Below are 24,120 nucleotides of genomic sequence, written 5' to 3'. Positions count from 1 at the left end.
TGATCGTCCGGACTTACTTCCAGTCTTTCTCTTTGATCTCTACACGTCTTACCTTACCACTGATCGTCTTTGGCATCTCATCAACAAATTCGATCACACGAGGACGTTTGTAGCTCGCCATGTTCTCCTTGAAATAACGCTTCAGCTCTTTCTTCAGGTTATCATCGCCAACCGTTCCTTCTGTCAGAACGATAGTTGCCTTGATCGCCTGTCCTCTGGTTCCATCCGGTATAGCTGTAACTGCACATTCCAGAACATATGGGATCTTCATAATCTCATTTTCAATCTCAAAAGGTCCAACACGGTATCCGGCAACCTTGATGATATCATCCACACGGCCTACGAACCAGAAATATCCGTCCTTGTCCATATATGCGGTATCACCCATGTGGTAATAACCATCGTGCTTAACTTCTTTTGTCATTTCCTCATCATTATTATAAGTAGAGAACAGACCATATGGTTCGCCATCTGCAATCTTAATAACGATCTCACCGGTCTCATCTACATCAGCAAGTGTTCCGTCCGGTCTCATAATGTGAACATCATAGAGTGGGCTTGCCTTACCCATGGAACCCGGTCTCGGTGTTGTATTTTTCAGATTTCCGATTGCAAGTGTAGTCTCTGTCTGACCAAAGCCTTCAAAGATCGTAAATCCTGTCATCTCTTTGAATTTATAGAATACTTCCGGATTCAAGGCTTCTCCTGCGGTTGTGCAGTAAGTCAGTGCGGAAAGGTCGTATTTGCTCAGATCCATCTTAACAAGGATTCTGTAAAGGGTTGGTGGCGCACAGAAAGTTGTGATCTTGTACTGTTCTACAAGCTTCATGATATTGTCTGCACTGAATACATCAAAGTCATAAACGAAAATACAGGTCTCGCATAACCACTGACCATAGAGCTTGCCCCAGAGAGCCTTACCCCAGCCGGTATCGGATACTGTAAAATGAATACCATCGGTCTTTACGTTATGCCAATATCTTGCTGTAATATAATGTCCAAGTGCATACAGATGATTATGTGCAACCATCTTCGGATGCTTGGTTGTTCCTGATGTGAACATGATGATCATGGTATCATGTGCATAGACTGTATCTTCCCCGGTCGGACGTGCAAATTCTTTGCTGAATGAAAGGATATCTTTATCAAATGGATGGAAATGCTCTCTCTCACCATTTACGATAACCTTGATCACCTTATCATCCGGATCGATGGCTGCCATTGCATCCGGAATCTTGTCATCAGCTGTACATACAACAGCCTTTACATTTGCCGCTTCGATTCTGTATCTGTAATCTTCTACTTTTAAGATATTGGTTGCAGGAATTGCTACTGCTCCGATCTTATGAAGCGCAAGAATTGTAAACCAGAACTGATAATGACGCTTTAATACAAGCAGCACTCTGTCGCCCTTCTTGATACCAAGGCTCTTATAATAGTTTGCTGCCATATTGGAATACTCTTTGATCTCTTTAAATGTAAACTTCTTTTCTTCCTTATCTCTGGACACATAGATCAATGCTGTCTTATCCGGTGTCTTTTCTGCTAATGCATCCACTACATCAAATGCAAAATTGAAGGTCTCATCATTTGTAAATTCAATCTTGCTTAATACACCATTCTCATCAAATGCTGTCTTGACAAACTTTCCGGCAATTCCTTCTTCCGGTTTTAACTCTGTTATCATACTGTCTGTTCCTCCGTAAAATAATGATCTATATAATAAAATGTGTTTCCATTTTTCACGTTTTCGCAACTTTGTTCTCGGTTTTTTCAGACTTTATTCTAGGTTTTTCGTTAACTTCAAACGTAGTTTTGAAAACTACTTTACCTATAGTACCATATTTCACTTATCTGTCAACAGTTTTTTGCTATCAATTTCTTTGTGGTTCTTTATTTACAAAAAACGGGGGAATTATAACTGCAACCAGCTAATTATATATTGACTTACGTCGATTTCTATTCGCTGCATATGCCTGATTCGTAAATACTCCTGTGCCAACTCGTCCTTCGGACTCAAACAGGCACTCGTATTTACTGGCACTATGCATCTCATTACGAAATCTTTGGTAATGTCAATATATAATTAGCTGGTTGCAGTTATATTCCACCTTTATTATAATTTAGAAATATCGCAGATAGATACAGACCATTGAGATCAGGATAACGATAACGGATGCCGGGGCTGATACCTTACAATATTTGCCCCAAGAGATCGGATGACCTTCTTTTGCCGCGATCGACATTCCGACAACATTTGCCGATGCACCGATCGGAGTCGCACTTCCACCGATATCTGTACCCATTGCCAGTGTCCATGCAAGAACCGAGAGATCTACACCTGTCGATGCTGCCAGAGTCTTGATAACCGGGATCATGGTTGCGGCAAATGGAATATTATCTACAAATGCACTTGCGATCGCGGATACCCAGATAATAATGGCTATCATTAACTTGACATTTCCATGGCTTACCTTCTCGATAAATCCGGCTGCCAGTTCCAGAATACCGGTCTGCTCCAGACCGCCGACTACAACAAACAGACCAATAAAGAAAAGGATCGTCTTATAATCTACATTTTTTAAAATATGTCCGATGTTCTTTCCTGATGTCAGAAGAACCAGTATTGCTATAAACAGACCGATAAATGCAACTGTCAGTCCGGTCTGTGCATGTGTGATAAGTAAGGCAACCGCACATAAAAAGATCACACAGCTAATGGCAAATGCCCGTTTATCTGTGATCGCAGATACCGGTGATGGATGATCTTGCTCCGAAGTCTGTGACGCCGAAGATGCTGTGAGTTCTTTCCTGAAACAAAAATAAAAGTAAAAAATAATAACCACCAGTGAAAGTACCGCCATCAGGCCGGTATTTGTAATAAAATCAGAGAACGAATACCGAAGGGAGGTCCCGACAATGATATTTGGAGGATCACCACACATTGTTGCCGATCCACCCAGATTTGCGCAGAAGATCTCAGACAGGATCAGCGGAACCGGATTAAAGTCCAGAAGCTGCGCCAGTTCCACTGTAACTGCTGCTAAGAACAGGATAACCGTAATACTGTCAATGAACATAGCAAGGACAAATGACATGATCATGAATGTAATAAATATCGGAATGACTCTATACCGAACCGCTTTCGCGATCGTCATACACAGCCAGCGAAAGAAACCCGCCTTTGCCATACCTTCTACCATAACCATCATTCCCGCAAGAAAGATGATCGTGGCCCAGTTGATACCACCCGTACTCTCGGATGAGGCTCCTGCCTCATACCAGAACGAAAGTGTAAAAATGTTTCTGATATTTAATGTTTCAAGTATCGCATCCATGCTGTGCATTGCTACACCAAATACCAGAACAAGTGTTGCCAGTCCACATACCAATGTGATAACATGACGCTCAAATTTTTCGGATATGATCAATCCGAACATAACCACAAAAATGGCAAGTGCCAAAATCTGTGCTACCATGCGTGTAACCTCCATCGAAAAAAAATGCCGCCGGGCTTATTTTATGTTTCGTCTGGCGACATTTAATTTTCTTACTTTCTTCTTTATTTTCTTTTGTTAATAGTTTCTGCTTTTCCCTGTAATATCAGAAGTCCCCACATCCGATATTACGATCACCTTCTTATAACTAACGGATCATGTCAACCGACTCTGCATTCTGTTTATCCAGATTGTCCTTGATCAATATATCCGACGATTTTGCAAGTGCTGCATTTCTGTCACGCATTGCAAGATTCGGATCCCGGTGTCTCGATGGACCGCCGACACAGCCACCTTCACATACCATACCTTCGATGAAGTCTTCCGGAAGTCTTCCGACCTTCATCAGCGTCAATGCTTTCTTGCATTCGGTTATGCCACTGCATTTGCATACAGATACATCACCGGTACAGCCAAGTTCTTTCATACTTTCAAGAACTGCTGCGGTCACACCACCTGCATTTGCAAATTTCTTACCATAGATACTGCCCTGATCATCCGTATCTTCTTCCGGCTCCAGCTTCACACCCTTTGCACGGAGCATTGCACGGATCTCACCGTAAGTCAGTGCATAATCCGCAGTATCCTTTTCTCCTGACATGGATTCGGCTTTCTTCGCAATACATGGTCCGATAAATACAGTAACTGCCCCCGGGAATTTCTCCTTTATATAACGGGATACAGCACACATCGGTGATACTGTTTCTGAGATCGCATCCTTTAATGTCGGAAAATGCTTCTCTATATAGTTCTTAAATGCCGGACAGCAGGAGGTTGTCTTCTTCTCACCCTTCTCCTTGGCTTCGATCCATTCCTTTGCCTCACTCATGGCAGTCATATCTGCTCCAAGTGATACATCCACAACATCATAAAAACCAATCTTCTTCAAAGCGGTTCTCCAGCTTGCCATCGTAATATCTGCACCAAACTGACCGATCGTTGCAGGTGCAAGCATGGCAAATACCTTAATATCCGAACGCATCTTCTTAATGATATCCACGATAAATGTCTTAGAACCGATCGCGCCAAACGGGCATTTGTGGACGCAAGATCCACACTGGATGCATTTGTCCTGATTGATCACAGCAATACCGGTACCATTATCGGCCACCGAGATCGCATCCACAGGGCAGCTCTTCATGCAAGGTCGTACCAGATCTGCGATTGCATTATAAGGACAGGCTTTTGCACACTGTCCACACTCTTTACATTTAGATGGATCAATATAGGACTTATCTCGTCCCATGCTGATCGCTCCAAACCGACAAGCCGCCTGACAGGCTTTGCCCATACACTTCTGACAGTTATCTGTTACTACATATCTGGAAATCGGACATCCTTCACAGGCAGAATTAATGACCTGTACGATATTTCCGTCATCTTCAGCACCCGGTGCTTTACCTTCCGCAAGCCGGATTCTCTGTCTGATAACCTCACGTTCCCTGTAGATACAACATCTAAACGCCGGCTGCGGTCCCGGAACCATCTTATAAGGAAGACTGTCTCTTTCTTCCTCCAATCGTCCGGCATACGCAAGCTTGGCAACTTCATACAATACTTCATGTTTTACTTTTAAAAGCGTCGCATCGTTTGTTATCATTTTTTCTCATTCTCCGTATTCTATCTTCCGTATACACAGTTCTTCCTGCGCATATTTTCTTTTATTATGACTTTTTTCTCAACTAATTCTTCCTATTAATGTATACCACATTTTTACCACAAAAGGAAGCGATTTTGTCCAGTATTCCATATATAACCAAAATACAAAGAATGACTGTAACGGCATATATGATCAGATATGGAACATAGCCATGCTGCAGATAGACAGACAGAAACGGAGAACCATTGGATGGGTAACAAAGGAACATAAAATTACAGCCCCAGATCCTGTTTATAACATAGACAGAAGGAACAACCGTAAACAAAAACAAAAAGATTTGCCAGATTCTTTTTATAGAAGGTCTGTATCTGCCGGATGTCAGAACAAGAACCGGAACAAGAACCAACAATCCATGTATCAGAAAAGTGTTAATGTGCATATAATTAAATAACGGATATCTGGTCCAGTCTGGAAATAACAGTGCTGCCATTGCACCGGGCATACTGATCACGCACATAATTTCTCCCAGAAATTCCCGGTGGAAAAATGCAAATCCCAGTTCCACAAAAATCGCCAGTCCGCACATCTCAAACGGAAGATATGATATCCCCATCTCCCCGATCAGTATAAGATAAAGATCCTTGCCTAATTCCAGACACAGACATATCCCCGTCAGTATTTTCAGGATTCTGTCCTGAACAGCAGCATCTGCCTTTCTATAATAATAACCGGTCACTATACATACAAATGTAATTCCAACCAGCCAGCCTATATGAATCCATCCAAATAATCGAAAACCACCATCTTGCGGCAGTTCATCCCAATATCGAAAAAATTCTCCAAACATACCATTATCATCTCCATAAATAATGCTTTTCATCCGATAATAAAAAGAAAAGAGCCACCAAAATGGTGGCTCCAAATGAGGGGGGAAAGGATTCAAATATATGAAAAGCTTTCATAATGAATGTTACAGTATATATGTGAACATTTCATGAACGATTTGTGAACTATTTATGTTTTTCATGTCAAAAAAAGCGACAAATTTCTGTTAATAATCACGGAAATCTGCCTATATTTGACATGATACCGTATAATTTTCTATTTTTCGTTTTCATTTTGTCCGCATCGCACACTAAATTCTGAACTTTTCAATTTTTATGAAAAAATAATCCACTCCTTTTTTATCTATGCTATAATACTCACAAATATTCTTTTCAGGAAGGCGAAACATCATGTATAAAATTGATTTTAATCATCCAATAAATGTACATTTTATGGGAATCGGCGGTATCAGCATGAGCGGTCTTGCAGAGATCCTTATAAAAGAGGGGTTCAAAGTTACCGGTTCTGATATGAAAGCATCCAATATGACAGATAAACTTTCGGACATGGGCGCTCTGATCAACATCGGACAGACCGCAAGCAACATTACAGATCAGATTGACCTTGTCGTCTATACAGCAGCTATCCATCCGGACAATGAAGAATTTCAGGCTGCAAAAGCTAAAAATATCCCAATGCTGACAAGAGCACAGCTTCTGGGTCAGATTATGACCAATTACAAATACTCTGTCGCCGTCAGCGGAACACACGGCAAGACAACCACAACCGCCATGCTTTCTTATATTATGTTAGAAGCTGATGTTGATCCGACAATCTCTGTCGGTGGAATCATTGATGATATCGGCGGAAATATCCGTGTAGGTTCTTCTGATTACTTTGTAACAGAAGCCTGCGAGTATACAAACAGTTTTCATGCATTTTCACCATATATCAGTATTATCTTAAATGTCGATGCGGATCATTTGGATTTCTTCAGTGGTATTGAAGAGATTGCTGAATCATTCCATACGTTTGCAACAAAGACACCTGAAAACGGAAAGGTAATTGTAAATGGTGATATGAAATATTTTGATACGGTAACGAGAGATCTGAAATGTCAGGTTATCACCTTCGGTGAAGACCCAAAGAATCATTACAGCGCCGCAAATATCCGTTTTGATGAATTCGGTCGTCCTACCTATACCCTCGTGATCGACGGGGAAAATATTACAGACATCACACTTCATGTATTCGGAAAGCATAATGTATACAATTCCTTGTCTGCTATTGCTGCTGCAACAGAACTCGGCATCGACATCGATGCGATCAAAGCCGGTCTGCTTCATTGCAAAGGTGCAGAGCGAAGATTCGAATACAAGGGAACGATCCTTGACAATGTAAAGGTCATGGATGACTATGCACATCATCCGACGGAAATCGCTGCAACCCTTGCCGCTGCAAAGAATACCGATTACCATGAATTATGGTGTGTATTCCAACCACATACCTACAGCAGAACTTACGCACTTTTCGATGACTTTGCAAAAGTCTTAAGTGTCTGTGACCATGTCATCGTTGCTGACATCTATGCAGCCAGAGAGAAAGACACAGGTCTTGTATCCTCGAAGCAGCTTGCAGAAAAGATCGCTTCCTATGGTACAGATGCGTTCTATCTGCCATCCTTTACAGACATTGAAAATTATTTATTAAAAAATTGCAAAAAAAATGATTTGTTGATAACTATGGGAGCCGGAAATGTCGATTCTATCGGCAATGAGCTTATTAAAAAATAATTATCCACATTATCCACAGAGCCAGATGAGCGACTTTTCCTCATTTGGCTCTATTTGTTTGTTTACATAAATTTTACCTGATATATACCGGAAAGTACCGAAGTTACCCACTTTTTCAAAAATATGGTATTAAATAATATTCGATCGATCATCTTTTCCACATTATCCACAAAATCAACATCTTTGTTCATTTTTCTAACCGACTATTTGTTCTATTTGCTTTTTAAAAAACTCATGCTATAATGTGAACGCTTCTTAAGTAATAGAAGTTTTTTTCAATGAAAGGCGGGAAAAGTTACCATGGACTACATCACAATTTCAACAGAATCAAAGGAAACATTTTCCCTGATATCAAATCATTTTATCGATTATTACATGACCGACGCAAATGGCGAATTTGTCAAAGTCTATCTATATCTTGTCAGACTGATGTCTTCCAAATCTCCGGTCTCGGTTGCCGGTATTGCAGATCATTTTAACCTTACGGAAAAAGATATCTGCCGTGCGATCCGGTACTGGATCAGCGAAGATGTACTGCGGCTGGAATATGATGCTTCCGGTCATCTGACAGGAATAACGCTGCTTCCTCTACATGAAAAGGACAAGAAAACGGATGATGCCTCTCTGTCTCTTGACAGCATTTCATTATTAAAGTTCCCTGAAAAGAAAGCAGGCACTCCTACTGCTCCTCCATTCAGTGAACCGGTACATACAGCAGTAACAGTACCAAAGGCGAATGTAGTTCAGAAGCCGACCTCTGAATTTCCTGAAAAGCAGCCATATTCTGCCGCTCTGGCAGCAAAGGCAAAGGCAGACGATGCATTTGCCGATGTTATCTTTGAGGCAGAGACTTATTTCCGAAAAGAATTATCAGTAAATGACATAGAAATTCTGATCTATATACATGACCAGCTTGGATTTTCCACAGAAGTAATGGAATACCTGATCGAATACTGTGTCAGCATCGATAAATTAGATCTGCGGTACGCGGAGGGCATCGCAAAGAACTGGTATAAGGCAGGCATTCATACTCTGGATGAAGCAAAAGAAGCTGCCGAAAACGGGACTCCCCTTTACCGTGCGGTATTCAAGGCTCTTGGAATCAACCGTAAAGCCCCTACCACAGGCGAGATCGCGTGGATGGACTCCTGGAATAAAGAAATGGGCTTTGATCTTCCTATTATTATAGAAGCCTGCAACAGGGGAATCGCACAGCATCCAAACGATGTTACATTTGCATATGTAAACGGAATCTTAAAGCGTTGGAAAAAGCAGGGCATTAAGTCCATTGATGATATCGAAAAAGCAAGTAACCAGTTCCATGAGGATAAGAAAAAATCATCACAGAAAGCAAACCAATATACTGTCAAGCCAAATGCATTTAATTCTTTCCAGCAGAAGGATATGTCATCAGCCCTTGATGAAATGGAGCAATTGTTTCTTGATGAAATAAATTCTCGATAACGAAGGTAAATATACACATTATGAAGAATATAGATTATGATAGTATACTGTCGGGTCTGCAGCGAAAGCGACTGGAAAATGCGAATCTGACAGATACCCGAAAAAATGAAGTATATAACAGAATTCCGGAAATCAAAGAGATCGATCAGAAGATTGCAAGCTCTTCTATCCAGGCAGCAAGGAACCGAATCCGCAAAATAACTGTCGATACGGGCGACATCTCCCGCCGGAATAAAGCTCTGGCTGATAAAAAGAGATTACTTCTGAAGCAGCACGGATACCCTGAGAATTATCTGGAACCCATCTATGACTGTCCTCTCTGTAAGGATACGGGCTATCTGGATGGAAAGCCATGCAAATGCATGACGCAGCAGATCATTGATGAATTATACAATCAGTCCACGATCCGCAAGATTCTCGAACAAGAGAATTTCTCCACATTTTCACTTACCTACTACTCGAAAGAACCGGATGGCATTCACAAACATACGCCATACGAGAATGCATCGAATACACTGGCAGCTTGTAAAGACTATGTGGAACATTTTGAAAAATCCCATCCTGGCGTTCTGATCTATGGTGAAACAGGACTTGGAAAAACTTTTCTTTCCAACTGCATTGCAAAAGCATTACTGGACAAAGGACATACAGTTCTTTATCTGACTTCAATAAATTTATTTGAAAATATTTTATCAGGCATTATAATGGGTAATGTGCGTGAAAAAGAAAACATGGCACTTTACGATTATATATATAATTGTGAACTTCTGATCATTGATGACCTCGGTACGGAAGTGCCAAATACATTTGTCAATTCTCAGTTATTTGAGATCATTAATATGCGGAATAATCGTTCTCTTGCTACTCTTATCTCTACGAACCTGAGTATGCGGGAGCTTTCCGACCGGTATACCGAAAGAATCATGTCGAGGATTATTGGCGACTTCAAAGTGTTGCAGCTCTACGGAACCAATATCCGTTATACGAAACGAAAAGATATGATTCAGAATAAATCTTCTAATTGATGCCATTGCAGTCTTCTGCATTTGCATATATACTATCAATGATACTTACACTATAAAGTATCAGATCATTACACTATAAGATTATGGAGGATATTTATCATGCCAGACGATAGCAAATTAGAAACCATACCCGTGGGCAGTCTCGGAATCGTTGCTCACAAAAGTTGTACAGGCCTTGGTGAAAAGGTTGATCATTATCTCGTAAAATGGAGAGCTAACAGAGACAATGTACACAAAGACAACATTGTCTTCCACGGTTATGAAGCTGATACTTACCTGATCAGTGCCGATTGTCCACGTTTCGGTTCCGGTGAGGCAAAGGGTGTTCTGAATGAATCCGTTCGTGGTAAAGATATCTACATTATGGTTGATGTCGGCAACTACAGCTGTACTTATATGATGGCCGGCCAGCCACAGCGTATGTCTCCGGATGACCATTATGCAGATTTAAAACGACTAATCGCCGCTATGACTGATAAACCAAAAAAGATCACAGTAATTATGCCATTCCTTTATGAGAGCCGCCAGCACAAGCGTTCTTCCAGAGAATCTCTTGACTGTGCCGTTATGCTTCAGGAATTAAAGTCTTATGGTGTTGACAATATTGTGACATTTGATGCACACGATCCTCGTGTCGTAAATGCCATCCCTAAGAGTGGATTTGAAAATGTACGTCCAACCTACCAGTTCATCAAGACTTTGCTTCGTACTACACCGGATCTTGAGATCGACAACAACCACATGATGGTCATCTCCCCGGATGAAGGTGCTATGCACAGAGCAATCTACTTCGCAAACCTGTTAGGTGTAGATGTCGGAATGTTCTACAAACGCCGTGACTACTCACGCGTTGTTGATGGAAGAAATCCGATCGTTGCTCATGAATTTCTCGGTGATTCTGTTGAGGGCAAGGATGTTATCATCATTGATGATATGATTGCCTCCGGCGAAAGCATGATCGATGTTGCAAGACAGTTAAAGCAGAGAAAAGCAAAACGTGTTTACTGTATCGCTACTTTTGGTCTCTTTACAAAGGGTCTTGACGTATTCGACAAGTGTCATGAAGATGGTCTGATCGAGAAGGTCATCACAACTAACCTGACCTACCAGATGCCTGACCTGTTTAAGAAAGACTGGTACGAGTCAGCCGATATGAGCAAATACATCGCTCTGATCATTGATCACTTGAATCATGATGCTTCTATCAGCGAGTTGTTAGATCCTGCTGAGCGAATCAACGCGCGTATCGCTGAGTATAAAGAAAAACATACCATCTCAGATAATTATGAGATGTAATTAATAAAAGCCCAACCCCCGCTTACTTCCAGCTCTATCGTAGGTAGGATTTGAAACGCGTTGCACTTTCTATTCGATTTGCACGCCTATTTGTCAGCAGTCGCCCAAACTCGCCTTATCAGGCTCAAACATGGGCTTAGTGCTGACAGCTAGTGCAAATCTCATAACGAAAGTTCCACTGATGTTTCAATTCCTACCTACGATAGAGATGAAAGCAAGCGGGGTTTTGTGTTATGAGCATGGTTTTTGTCAATAATTCCAGTTCGAATTATTTGTAAAAAGTGCAAATTGTTACATCCAGACATACCATTCATTACATTTATGAACTTTTTCTTTTTATTTCTGGTAAGCTGACCTTGTCGATAAAACAGGCGCCGGAAATTAAGAGGAAATAAATTTATGTACAATGAAAATGAAAAAAGAAACGTTACTGTCTCACAGAAAGGTAACGCTATACAGCCTGCCGCATTAAACATCCATCAGCTTTTCCCATCCCGAACCAAAGATGAATGTCTGATGGAACTGAAAAAGAATCCATCCATTTACCGGACATATCTGAACTGGCCTGACAAATGGAAATCGCGCTTTCTCGAATTCATGGAAGGTAAGAAAAGTCTGCCATTAACCTATGATCCATTTTTTAAGAAGCTATTTAACCCGGATGTATACCCGGAACGATTATCACGACTGATCAGCAGTATTATCGGTACAAATGTAACCGTGAAGTGTATCCTGTCAAATGAAGACAGTATGCTGCCATCAACCTCTCTCCTACTTCTGGATATCATTGTTCAATTAGAAGACGGTTCAATCGCAAATGTCGAAATTCAAAAAATCCCATATACATTCCCCGGTGAGCGGATGTCCTGCTACTCTGCTGATCTTCTGCTCCGCCAGTACACCAGAGTAAAAGGGGAAAAGGGAAGTACATTCACCTATCAGGATCTGAAAACCGTTTATACGATCGTAATGTTTGAAAACAGCCCGAAAGAATGTAAAACTGCCGACCTGGCTGACATTTATCTGCATCACGGAAAAGCAGCATTTGATACCGGGATCGGCCTTCGTCTTCTACAGGAATACTATGTCGTTGCCCTTGACGTCTTCCGAAAAAGTAAGTATTCTAAAGATATCAACGAACTTAACGCATGGTTATCCCTGTTAACGGCAACTACCATGGATGACCTTGCAGCACTGATATCCGACTATCCATGGATGGAGACTATCTGCATGGATATGTCAGAATATCTGTATCACCCGGAGGAGGTTGTTACCATGTTTTCTGAAGCATTACGAAAATTGGATGAAAATACAGTCAATTACATGATCGATGAATTGAAAAAAGAACGTGATGAAGCAGTCACCGCTCTGGCCGAAAGAGATGCTACAGTATCTGAGATGGGTGCTGCTTTATCTAAAAAGGACGCCGAGATTGCCATACTACAAGCTCAGCTTGCAGCATTAAATAAATAGCAACTCTTACTCCCATAGAATATAACAAAAACCCCTGCCGGTTTCCAAGTCTGTACTGGCTGGGAAACCGGCAGGGGTTTTTTACATTTATTCTGTTATTCATTTACAACTCCACATAATTATATTCCATAGAGAGATCATCCAACATATCCCCAATGGCATTATTTGATGTGAATATAATGATCTGGTCCGTATCAATACGGCTCATGCAATAGAGCGCATTTTTCAGGCGATGTTCATCATAAGCTGTAAAGATATCGTCTACAATGATCGGCATACGGTCTTTGCAGAGAAGACCTGCGATGCACAGCCGGACAGCCAGATAGATCTGCTCGATCGTTCCGCTGCTTAAGAATTCGATCGGCATATAATGATCGTCGTCAAATACTGAAATGTGCATGTTTTCATCCAGCTTCACGTCATTATATTTGCCATCTGTAATGATACTAACAATCTCCGAGATATTCTCGTTTAACTGTCCGCCAAAATCATTGTAAATATCAACCGATATATCATTGATGGTCTGGATCGCCAGATCGATCGCTTTCTGTTCCTTCTCCAAGACTTCGAATCGTTTCTGAAGCTCGTCACGTTTTCCTTTTAATTCATAATAGGAATCACGTTTTGCCATGGCATCATGCTCTTTGAACTTCAATAACTCAAGTTTTGCGTCATGCGCCTCCTGAAAATTCCGGTCAATCTCGATTCTTACCGTTCTCGATTCTGTTGCACGTCCAAGCTCATAAATCATCTGGTCAAATTCCTTTTCATCCGGTACAACATCCGGTCCATCGAAGAATCCTTTTCGGAATAAACCATCAATGATCGTAACTGCGACAAATGCAATCGTGCAGATTGTAAATAACTGCTGAATCGCTTTCTGGAAATTCAAAAGATGAACAGCAAGTACAACAGCTGCAACAACCAATACACCGGTCAACATAATGATCAAAATATTATCTGTTAACTTCTTCTTTTCCTTTGGCCGATTCTTTTTCTCGTCTTCCTCATCGTCAAGAGCTTCTACATCAAGGAAGATATGGCTTCTGGTTCGATCCTCGTCCTCATCCGGAATAGCGGCATCCTTTTCATTTACAAGCTGCCTTGCTTCTCGTTTCAGGCGGGCAATCTCCATATTATATGCATCCAGCTCTTCACGACGTTCTTCCCGAATCGCTTCCAGATCACCGTCTACATCACCCAATGCATCCATTTGTTCCCCTAACTGATCGATCTCCACCGCCAGTTTTTTATTTTCAAATTTCCGTCTCTCGTTTTTCAGATAACGGATAGCTTCTGTCTTATCAATATCGGCATTTCGGGTCGTTGTCAGATTCACCACATAATTCCCGAGATCCTCTGCCAGTTCTTTGCCGGGTGCTGCACCATGCTCTCCGATACAGAGAGTATTTATATAGGTGCTCTTATCCACATCAAACAAGATGCCCTTATAAGAATTCTGATTCTTAAGCTGGACTTCCTTTCCGGTATCAATCTCCGTCAGCGTCGCATTCTTACTGGTGCGAAGAAAGTTCCGCTCCAGAAGATAGCTTTTTTCATCTGTTACCGCATATGCTTTTCCGGAATACCCACCGCCATTTACCGGCTTGCGAAGTTCATAATTATCAAGTCGCGCACCGATACCTCTGGTCTTATCAATTCCATACAACATACCAACGATAAATTCTTTTACAGTCGTCTTTCCGGATTCATTTGCACCATAGATCAGATTCAAACCTTTTTTAAGCCGAATTTCTTTATTATTAAATTTTCCAAATTCCTTTAATAACAGCTTATTTATATACATGTTTACTTATCTCCAGTTGCAAGTATTGCTTCTACTCCGTATTTCAGGGCACGTTTGCTGATCTCGTCATCTGCTTCCGCAAATCGATCAATAAACTGTCCGAGAAGGTTATCTTCATTATCCAGATACAATTTATCCAGATCATACTCGCACAACGTATTGTCTACAATCTCATAGATCCTGTAATTCCGCATCAGACCGGAAAAATCCAGCTTCAGTCCATTTGCCATGTGACCCGACAGGATGATACGATAAATGTTCTGAGCACCCATACTCTCGATCTGCTTTGCAAGAACATCCAGAATCTTCGCCCCGCTGTATTCCGGTTTCACGGCAAATCCAAGATTAATATAACTCCGACAGTTAAATGGCTCCCAGCGGATCTTCGTCGCGCCATCCTTGATCTGTCCGTAAATGAAACCATGTCGACCGGTTTCCGTCCGATCAAGAGGCTCCAGCGAACCAGGATATGCCATTTTGTTCTTCACGATATGCTTCGGCTTGTGGATATGTCCGAGTGCACAGTAGTCAAATCCTGCTTCTGCCATCCGTCTGAAATTGATCGGTATGTGCTTCTCGTCTCCGCCATGCGCCAGCAGAATATTAATCGCATCCTTCATCTGCGGCATGATATCTGCATAAACATCTTCTGTGTATTCCACCTGTCCAAAACTGAATCCGGTCACACAGACATTGATATCATCCAGATATGCATTACTAAAAGTATCTGCCGGCATCAACACTGTATTTGATGTAAATTCATAACTCTCCGCCGGTGAACCTTTTCCGATATAATCATGATTTCCTGCAATCATAATGGTTCTTGTATTTGTAAGCTTTGACAGCTTGTAGTCCAGACTTTTCAACTCCTGCAGGGATGGCGGTGCATGGAACAGATCACCGGCGATCAGCAGCAATTCTACTTTTCTTTCTTCTGCCACAGTCAAAAGGCGGTCAAATGTTGATTCGATCTCGTCTGCCCGCTCTTTGCTCCAGCTTTTATCTTTGTCAGGAACGGCGCCCAGATGGACGTCCGCAATATGAATAAATCTCATAGGATGACCCCTTTTCTGTTTCTCAGCCAGAAAAACCTCTGGCAACTCACCCTTGATTATACCCCACCTGCCCCCTGATTGGCAATGGAATTATGGATATTCCATTATCAAGCCTGTCCTATCTCCACTACTAACTTGGTTCGATTTCTATTCGATTCGCACGCCTATTTGCCAGCAGTCGCCCAAACTCGTCCTACGGACTCAGACAAGGGCTTGATGCTGGCAGCTAGTGCAAATCTCATTACGAAATCTACACCAACGTTTGTAATGGAGATAGGGCAGGCTTGACAATGAAATATTCCTCGCCTTCCAGCCTATACCCAATCCGTTCATGCTCCTGTGCTAACTCGTCCTCTAGGCTCAAACAAGCACCCACATTCACTGGCAGTATGTCCCTCTCTACGAAATGCTCGCTATGTTGTTACAGGACAGACTACGATACACGATGGACATTCAACTTTCCCATAATACAAAATTGCCTGATTGCCGGTTGACTATATGATATTCCATTAATTCGACTTGATTTTTATTCGGTTCGCACGCTGATTTGCCAGCAGCCGCCCTAACTCACCCTCACGGGTTCAAACAAGGGCTTAGTACTGGCAGCTAGTGCAAACCTCATTACAAAATCTCGCCGAATGTTAACGGAACACCATATACCCAACCGGCAATCAGGCACCTTTTATCAACTGTGTTTAGCGACTGCTGTATATCAATGGTCTATTCTGCAGCAACATAGCGAGCATTTCGTCAGGAGGTGTATATTGTCAGCGAATGCGGGTGCTGGTTTAGCAGACATTAAAAATTGGCCGAAAATATGCCCGGTAGTTGGTATTACAATAACATTGTGAGGATTTCGTAATGAGGTTCGCACTAACTGCCAGCACCAAGCCCTTGTCTGAGTCCGTAAGGACGAGTTAGGGCGACTTCTGGCAAATAAGTGTGCGAACCGAATAGAAACCGGAACACGTTAATGTAACACCAACTACCGGGCATTGATCGAGCAATTTTTAATTTTCAGAAAGTCAGTCGGTTGCACCGGAAATGCCACCAACTGCTTCGGCGAGCTTCATCAGGTCGATGGCAGAGCCATCTCTGGCATCCAGAATTACAACCTGCTCCGGAAGTTCGTGATCTGCAGGGTCTTCGTATTCCGCAAGAATCCAAGCCGGAACATATTCAAATCCGCTTCCATCTTCCTTCTGTTTCAGATAGTAAGACAACGTAATATCGTTAAATGCAATCTGCTTATATGCTGTCGGATATTTGGTATAATACGCTGCTATCGACTCATTTGCTTTCTTAAGCATCTCATAAAAGGATAACAACTCCACCGCCTGCGCACTACCATCGGCTTCCAGATAACTGTTCCATAGAGCATCGATCACACCATTTGCATCTACCTGAATCGTATATTTCTCGATCGGAACATTCACAAATCCATTTGCCTGACGAAGATTATCAGCAGTCCAGACTGCTACATCCGATACTGGCTGATCCATAACCGATCTTATGTATTCAAATGAATATCCATCTACAACCGTCGGCAGATTCTGGTCAGACGAACCATCGTTCCGATACAGCCAGCACAGATCCGATTCACTCTGTAAAATCACATCCGATCCGCCAATCTTTGACAGAAATTCTTCAGCAATCTGCCTTGCCTCATCTACCGACAGTGAACATTCATTAATATCCGATTCCAACTCTCCATATTCATCACCCAAGCCGGTATTGTATTCTTCCAGGCTGGATGTGAATACACCGGTCGCACCTTCCATCGGACGATACTGCAGAAGATCTTCCTTTATCCGAAAAAGAGTATCATTTTCCCCTTCCTGAGGAAAACTTATTCTGTATTCCAGATCACCAACTGTCCCCATATATTCATCTGCGGAATAATCTCCCGCATTTTCTCTCTGCTTTGATGTCGTTTGCAGCAAACGGTTCATACGGTCAATATCCGAATCATAATTCGCTGCATTTGACGGATCTGCCTTTTTCTGCTGCTCGTACAGATCGATATATTCCTGAATATCCTCTTTTGACAGCTTGTCCATATTCTCCATATCATAATAGACATAGACACCCTTATCTGTGTCAAATAACTTTTCTACCAGATTTTTTCGATATTCCGAATCGATCTCTTTCATCTTTACCGGAGCTACATACATTGCACCGGTATTCGGCACAGTAATATCCGAATCTGTCAACCGGATCTCTTTAAGCCCGATCGATCCTGCGTCAAATGTGGTATCACACGATTCCGGAATACTATATTTACTCTGAACGCTTCCGCCATCTCCATTACCTACATCCACATTATAATCGGTATCTTTTTTTCCACACGCGGACAAAGCTGCAATACATGCAAATGCCGCTGCCATTACCACAAACTTTTTCTTTCTCCATAACTTCTGTCTCATTGTAATCGCCTCCGTTAACTATCTTTTACCCCTTATTCTCGTACATTCTCCTCGTTATATCTATTTTTCATTTTAACCAATCTCATCTGATAACACAAGTAAACTAAAAAAGAGAAGCAATCTTTTTCAAATTGCCTCTCTGCGTCATCATGTCATCTTCTGACTCCATATCTTTTCGCCTTATACCGATCTATGCAAATATTTTTATTCATTGCACCTCTTGTTCTTCCCGTTCATGCAGATATTTCTCTTTCGTTGCCATTCCTCCCCTGATGTGCCGCTCTGCTTTATTCACATCCAAAACGACCCGGATCCTTGCCGCCAGAAATGGATTGATCTTCACCAGCCGTTCCGTCACATCTTTATGTACCGTACTTTTACTTACTCCGAATTTCTTTGCCGTCTGCCGGACAGTCGCTCCGCTTTCCACGATATATTGTCCAATTTCTTCTGCTCTTTCTTCAATATAATCTCTCAAAAAAATTCCCCTGCAAATCTCATTTTTACAATGTATGCAGAGGAATTTTTGTGTATGTCTATCTGATGGAATGAACATAGAATTATTTTTATTCTATTAATGCGCTTAGATCAAGCTTATATATCATATCTCCCAGTTTTTTTCCTTATTCAAAAATGTTACCATATAAATAGGATAATATATAATATTGTCTTTTTTATTTACATTACCATTACAGAAAACAAACGCCTCATGAATATTATATCTAGGATTTTTCATGCAATTATTAAGAGCCGCATGTCTTTCATAATCTTTTCCTGATTTTATCTCAATAGGCAATACGCAATCTTCATATTCGATAATAAAATCTAATTCTCCAGATCGATTATTGTTATAATAAAACAAATTAAATCCATGACATTTTAACTCCTGTGCAACAACATTTTCATATATTGCACCATAATTTATATTGAGCTCATTCATCAACATTTTCTTTTGAATTCCATTTGCATACATGGCTGTAAGAAGTCCTACATCTGCAAGAAACAACTTAAATAAATTAGTCGATTTGGATATAAGCAACGGTAACATGGGTTCCGATACACAAAATACCGGAAGCGCAACCTCTGCATCCTTCAGCCATATAAAACTATTCTCATATCTGGAAAGCTTAAAATTTTCATTAAGATTTTTCATAATAAATCGTTTATTCTTATTGTTCAATTCACTTGGAATCAGATCAAATATGTCTTCCAAATATAACTTGCTTTCCGGATCATACTTAGCAATATCTTTTTTATATTGCATTATAATCTGGCTTTGCAAATCAATAACATTCTGAAGATTATTTGTATCAATATATTGCTTAACCACCTCTGGCATTCCGCCAACGATCAAATATAAGCGAAATAATTCCAACATTTTTCATGTACAACTTCATCTACGACTTTTTTGTTTATAAAGCAATCCTTTAATGAGTCCAATATCCGTTGGCTCACATTGTTTGCCATACAGAACTCTTCAAAATCCATAGGATACATTTCTATAACCTGCAAATATCCGACAGGAATTGATCGAATATCCTTTAATTCAACACCAAGAAGGGAACCACTTAATACATATTTATAATTTCCTTCTTCAACCAAAAATTTTATCGCCGTAACTATCTCCTTACACTCCTGTACCTCATCCAAAAAAATAATCGTTTCACCTTTTATTAATTCACCTTCTGTAAATGCCGATAATCTGAGCAAAAAATCGCGTGTATTTTTAAAATCCGAAAATAATTTTTTTGCCTCTTTATTCTCAATAAAATTGATTTCAACAAAAGAAGCTGTGGTTTCCTTTATACATTCTCTAATTATATATGTTTTACCGATCTGTCTGGCTCCAGTAACAAGCAAAGCCTTCTTTTTTGCATCCTGATTCAAAAAATTCAAAATATCATTTTTTATTTTTCTTCTCATTCTACACCTTCTTTCATATTTTCATATATATTATGCTATATCTTCGTCCGTTTATACAAGGTTATTTTTGCATTTTTGTCCGTTTATACAAGGTTATTTTTATATTTTTGTCCGTTTATACAAGGTTTGTACATTATTTATGAACCATGATATAATGAACGCAAAATTATTTGCTCGCAAGGATGCTGATTTTGCGGAATGCATAGAATGTGCGAAGCACATGATATAATGATGAAAAATCGCTTGCTTGCAAGGGTGCTGATTTTGCGGAATGCATTGAAGAAAGAAGTTTTGATAATGAACAACAAACCAAACAACTACATTATGGATTTTACACATGTATATTGTGATGAAGATATGAAGAACAACTCGCAGTTTCACTGGATCGACTGCTCTGACATCGAAGGCTGTGATCTATATTGTTCAGATGAAGCTGCTGCCGAGATTCAGAAACGGATCATGCCGTATGGCACTAAAGGTATTCATTTTATTGATTCCGGAAATTTTCATTATATAACAAAGATAACCACCGACCAGATCAAACAACCATTCTCGCTCGTAGTATTCGACCACCATACAGATATGCAGCAGCCACTCGTTAACGAAATGATGAGCTGTGGCGATTGGGCGGGTCTTGTTCTGGATCAGAATCCGAATCTGAAGCAGTTAATTCTGATCGGACCGGATGCAACCGATATTTCTCAGATTGATGCGATACGCAAAGATCGCCTTCTGACTTTTTCCGCTGAAGAATTAAAAAATGGAACTGCCCAAAGGAAATCAACTGACATCCTTTCAGGTGTTCCATTTTATATTTCTATTGATAAAGATGTTCTCTCCACCCGTTTCACGGAAACCAACTGGAATCAGGGTAACATGACGCTTGACATGTTGGAACATCTGCTTGGCATTATCTTAAGCCGTGAAACCATATGCGGCATCGACATCTGCGGTGAATGTCAGCCGGATCTGCCACTACCGGAATATATGGAAGCCGAAGAAAAGAACGAACGGATAAATCATGAATTGGCGGACTTCATCCGATCGCATATTTCTACTTATATCCCATCCGCTTCTCATAGTCGATGATATAGTCTCTATTTGCAATCTCATATTTATTAAATAAAGCGGTATCGTCAAAATCATCCGGATCGATTGTTCCATTGTACCAGCTCTTGGAATTGAAATATGCCCGGTAATCCGGATCATTAAACTTTCTTCCGTGACGAGCATATATTTCATTGAGCGCAAGACGACATTCATCTGCTGTCAAACCATCCAGATCACTGTCCGATATGTATTCCGAATCACTGTTTGGCAGAATATAGTCATCTGAAGTCTGAATTTCATTTGCACTGTAATCTACATTTGCATTTGAATCATACTCTGCACTTTCTCCGCTGAATGTACAGGAATCTTCAAGCTCCTGTACCTCTACCATATGATAATAGTAATTGGCACCTGCGATAGAATAAATCTTCGCTGAGACACATAATACGCCATCTTTATTGATATAAGGTACTGCATCCTTGATATTTGAATCTGCGATTGTCTGATTATAAGTCTCATTCAACGCCTCATCTGATTTATTATCTTCGCCATATAATGACCAGAAATACTGATCCAACGCATTTCTTACCGCGCTTTCATATGCCGAGATATCCAGATTTACTGCTCCAAGCAGATCGTCCTCTGATAACATGACATCCTTTTTCAGATTGATGTTGTAGATCGTGTATTCCGTCGCATCCCAGTCAAAATCAACCGATACCAGCAGAGATAATATGTCTCCATACACAGCCCATTTATAGCCGATTCCTATACAGACATTTCCATCCTCATTCATATAATTTTTTCCAAGCTTCTCGATCTGCTCATTCACATTGCCACACGCATCTCCCTCATAATTGATATGAGGTAAATGATATACTGCCGTATAGCCCTCATACTGAACCTGGGTAGAAATATTCGAATCTACAACCATATCTGCCGAATATGGCGCTTTCGTATCATCTGACTCCCCCGATACTACACTCTCTGTTGTCACTTCTGTATCCTGCCCGGTTGATACCTGCGTATCTTCCTGCTCCGTCGCTTCCGTGGTCTCTACAGTCTTATCTGCATCTCTTCTATTATCAGATAACTTGCTTTCGACTTTATAAACCACAAATCCTACAATCACTGTTAATACAGCAATCCCCACAACGATCAACAACCATTTCTGCCATCCCGATAAACCACCCGAAGATGGTTTCTGTGGCGGTTGCGGTCGTGAAGGTTGCCCCTGCATCTGTACTGAATTCGGATCATATTGATTCATTCCCACATTCATCTGTGAAGTCCGCCCCTCTTCTTCTATCCGCATACCACAATTCGGACACACCGACCAACCATCCTGTAATTCACATCCACAATTACTACAAAACATATTTTCACCTGTCCCTTCCATATATAGTCAACCATTCAAATTCCATTTGAATTCTCCAAGTTTATTTATAACAGAATCGGAACCGCGTGTAAAGATTATGCTGAATCAACTACAATACCAACACGAATCTAAAAAGCAACTGTCTAAAAGAATTCATCTATCCCCTCAAATAATTCTTCTCCCCCTTGCCAATAAAATACACCTTATGAAACGGCACAGTCACAAGAAGTGTCACCGCTTCCGCGATCGGTACAGCCAGCCACGCTCCATAGATCTTAAGGAAATGCGGCAGGATCAGAAGACTTAACACCGTAAAGATAAATGTCCGGCTGAATGAAATGATCGCCGACACCTTACCATTTGAAAGGGCAGTGAAGAAGCCGGAGGATGTAATATTCAACCCGCTGAACAGGAAATTGACCGCAAAAATCTTGAATCCGATCTCCGCCAGTTCAAATGTTGCCGGGTCATGTGTGAATACCGTAATGATCCAGGTCGCAAGCACCTCTGCAATAACCGTCAGAATAACCGCCGATACCGCCACAAAAAGGAACGCAATCTTATAAATACTCCGAAGTTTTTTCTTATCCTTTGCGCCATACTGGAACCCAACGATCGGACTGATCCCGATTGTAAATCCCAAATAGAATGCATTGAATAAAAATTGTCCATACAGCAGAATTGAGATAGCCGCAACTCCGGCTTCTCCTGCAAGCCGCATCAGAACAAGATTGAACAATACCGTTACAACAGAATTTGAAAGCTCTGATACCATCTCTGAAGAACCATTATAGCAGGCATGTCCAAGCTCCCGCAAGGAAAGCTTGAATCCGGTAAACCGAAGCTCACCTTTGGAGAACATGAAAAATACAAGTCCGGCAATCGCGGGAATGCACTGACCGATTCCTGTTGCAAGTGCCGCACCTGCAACTCCCATATCACAGATCACGATCAATACGTAATCAAGAACAGCATTTACAATACCTGCACCGATCATAAGCAGCAAGCCCATCGTTGGCCGTCCCGCTGTGACCAGATACATCTGAAACAACGTTTGCAGCATACAGGCAGGAATGAATAAGCTCACCATTCCCAGATAACTTTTACAGTCTGCCAGAAGCACTTCATTGGAACCCAGCAGTCTGGATATCTCTGTCAGGAACACCTGACTGATCACCACGATCACAAGACTGACCAGAATACATACCGTGACAAACTGAGTCAGGCTCTCACATGCTCTCTTTTTATTTTCCTCTCCAAGATATTTGCTAATGATCGCATTTCCACCCGATGCCAGCATCATGGCAATGGCGATTGCCACATTTACTACGGGATATACGATATTTAACGATGATAATGCATTACTTCCGACAAATCGGGATACAAAGATACCATCCACGATTGTATACAACGACATAAATACCATCATGATGATTGACGGTGCCGCAAAACTCAGCAGCGACCATGGCGTAATGCGACGATTTAATGATTTACCCATTTTAACAAGT

At 41.1% G+C, this 24,120-nt stretch carries 18 protein-coding genes; 6 read left to right on the top strand and 12 right to left on the bottom strand.

Annotation, left to right across the window (positions count from 1 at the left end; genetic code table 11):
* Positions 1 to 13: 13 nt before the first annotated feature.
* The 4 genes from GT641_RS10690 to GT641_RS10675 form a co-directional block, all read right to left on the bottom strand.
* On the bottom strand, positions 14 to 1,687 hold the full coding sequence (locus GT641_RS10690) for an AMP-binding protein (protein ID WP_161117506.1): 1,674 nt from the start codon (positions 1,685 to 1,687) through the stop codon (positions 14 to 16).
* 436 nt (positions 1,688 to 2,123) lie between these two features.
* A complete protein-coding gene (locus tag GT641_RS10685) occupies positions 2,124 to 3,479 on the bottom strand; it encodes an ArsB/NhaD family transporter (RefSeq protein ID WP_243143750.1) in 1,356 nt (451 codons plus the stop codon).
* 166 nt (positions 3,480 to 3,645) lie between these two features.
* Complete coding sequence (locus GT641_RS10680) at positions 3,646 to 5,097, bottom strand: 4Fe-4S dicluster domain-containing protein (RefSeq protein WP_008402527.1); 1,452 nt, start codon at positions 5,095 to 5,097, stop codon at positions 3,646 to 3,648.
* A gap of 82 nt (positions 5,098 to 5,179) precedes the next feature.
* Positions 5,180 to 5,944, bottom strand: a complete 765-nt coding sequence (locus GT641_RS10675) for a YwaF family protein (protein ID WP_161117504.1) — start codon at positions 5,942 to 5,944, stop codon at positions 5,180 to 5,182.
* A 388-nt stretch (positions 5,945 to 6,332) separates the two neighbouring features.
* Between GT641_RS10675 and murC the strand changes: the two genes are divergently transcribed.
* The 5 genes from murC to GT641_RS10650 all read left to right on the top strand — a co-directional run bounded on the left by murC (position 6,333) and on the right by GT641_RS10650 (position 12,973).
* Positions 6,333 to 7,715: a UDP-N-acetylmuramate--L-alanine ligase gene (murC, locus tag GT641_RS10670; RefSeq protein ID WP_008402523.1), complete on the top strand. Its 1,383-nt coding sequence runs from the start codon at positions 6,333 to 6,335 to the stop codon at positions 7,713 to 7,715.
* Between the two features lie 300 nt (positions 7,716 to 8,015).
* A complete protein-coding gene (locus GT641_RS10665) occupies positions 8,016 to 9,179 on the top strand; it encodes a DnaD domain protein (protein WP_161117503.1) in 1,164 nt (387 codons plus the stop codon).
* 20 nt (positions 9,180 to 9,199) lie between these two features.
* Complete coding sequence (locus GT641_RS10660) at positions 9,200 to 10,204, top strand: ATP-binding protein (RefSeq protein ID WP_161117502.1); 1,005 nt, start codon at positions 9,200 to 9,202, stop codon at positions 10,202 to 10,204.
* A 96-nt stretch (positions 10,205 to 10,300) separates the two neighbouring features.
* A complete protein-coding gene (locus tag GT641_RS10655) occupies positions 10,301 to 11,500 on the top strand; it encodes a ribose-phosphate pyrophosphokinase (protein WP_347562890.1) in 1,200 nt (399 codons plus the stop codon).
* A gap of 399 nt (positions 11,501 to 11,899) precedes the next feature.
* Entirely contained in the window at positions 11,900 to 12,973 is a 1,074-nt protein-coding gene (locus tag GT641_RS10650) for a PD-(D/E)XK nuclease family transposase (RefSeq protein ID WP_192919840.1), read from the top strand.
* A gap of 103 nt (positions 12,974 to 13,076) precedes the next feature.
* Here the strand turns inward: GT641_RS10650 and GT641_RS10645 are convergent, their stop codons facing one another.
* The 6 genes from GT641_RS10645 to GT641_RS13225 all read right to left on the bottom strand — a co-directional run bounded on the left by GT641_RS10645 (position 13,077) and on the right by GT641_RS13225 (position 20,184).
* Positions 13,077 to 14,780, bottom strand: coding sequence for an AAA family ATPase (locus GT641_RS10645; RefSeq protein ID WP_161117500.1), 1,704 nt, complete (start codon positions 14,778 to 14,780; stop codon positions 13,077 to 13,079).
* Between the two features lie 2 nt (positions 14,781 to 14,782).
* Positions 14,783 to 15,835, bottom strand: a complete 1,053-nt coding sequence (locus tag GT641_RS10640) for a DNA repair exonuclease (RefSeq protein ID WP_243143749.1) — start codon at positions 15,833 to 15,835, stop codon at positions 14,783 to 14,785.
* 1,025 nt (positions 15,836 to 16,860) lie between these two features.
* Positions 16,861 to 18,261, bottom strand: a complete 1,401-nt coding sequence (locus GT641_RS10635; protein ID WP_161117498.1) for a DUF6034 family protein — start codon at positions 18,259 to 18,261, stop codon at positions 16,861 to 16,863.
* A gap of 208 nt (positions 18,262 to 18,469) precedes the next feature.
* The gene (gene spoIIID, locus GT641_RS10630; protein WP_021944681.1) at positions 18,470 to 18,739 is read right to left on the bottom strand and encodes a sporulation transcriptional regulator SpoIIID; all 270 of its coding nucleotides are present in this window, start codon (positions 18,737 to 18,739) and stop codon (positions 18,470 to 18,472) included.
* A gap of 123 nt (positions 18,740 to 18,862) precedes the next feature.
* The gene (locus GT641_RS13230) at positions 18,863 to 19,639 is read right to left on the bottom strand and encodes a DUF4143 domain-containing protein (protein WP_243143748.1); all 777 of its coding nucleotides are present in this window, start codon (positions 19,637 to 19,639) and stop codon (positions 18,863 to 18,865) included.
* Complete coding sequence (locus GT641_RS13225) at positions 19,612 to 20,184, bottom strand: AAA family ATPase (RefSeq protein ID WP_243143747.1); 573 nt, start codon at positions 20,182 to 20,184, stop codon at positions 19,612 to 19,614. Before GT641_RS13225 ends, GT641_RS13230 begins: the two co-directional genes overlap by 28 nt.
* A 297-nt stretch (positions 20,185 to 20,481) precedes the next feature.
* On the opposite strand from GT641_RS13225, the gene GT641_RS10620 reads away from it, so the two are divergent.
* Positions 20,482 to 21,273, top strand: a complete 792-nt coding sequence (locus tag GT641_RS10620) for an arginase family protein (RefSeq protein ID WP_192919839.1) — start codon at positions 20,482 to 20,484, stop codon at positions 21,271 to 21,273.
* Here the strand turns inward: GT641_RS10620 and GT641_RS10615 are convergent.
* Positions 21,239 to 22,612: a YARHG domain-containing protein gene (locus tag GT641_RS10615; protein WP_161117497.1), complete on the bottom strand. Its 1,374-nt coding sequence runs from the start codon at positions 22,610 to 22,612 to the stop codon at positions 21,239 to 21,241. The two genes, GT641_RS10620 and GT641_RS10615, sit on opposite strands and share 35 nt — an antisense overlap.
* A 157-nt stretch (positions 22,613 to 22,769) precedes the next feature.
* The gene (locus tag GT641_RS10610) at positions 22,770 to 24,110 is read right to left on the bottom strand and encodes an MATE family efflux transporter (protein ID WP_161117496.1); all 1,341 of its coding nucleotides are present in this window, start codon (positions 24,108 to 24,110) and stop codon (positions 22,770 to 22,772) included.
* Between the last annotated feature and the right edge of the window lie 10 nt (positions 24,111 to 24,120).

Source organism: Clostridium sp. BIOML-A1 (assembly GCF_009874105.1).
In the GTDB taxonomy this organism is placed as follows: Bacteria; Bacillota; Clostridia; order Lachnospirales; family Lachnospiraceae; genus Coprococcus.
Note: the sequence above shows the minus strand (reverse complement) of the source record. Positions and strands in the feature narration are given on the sequence as shown.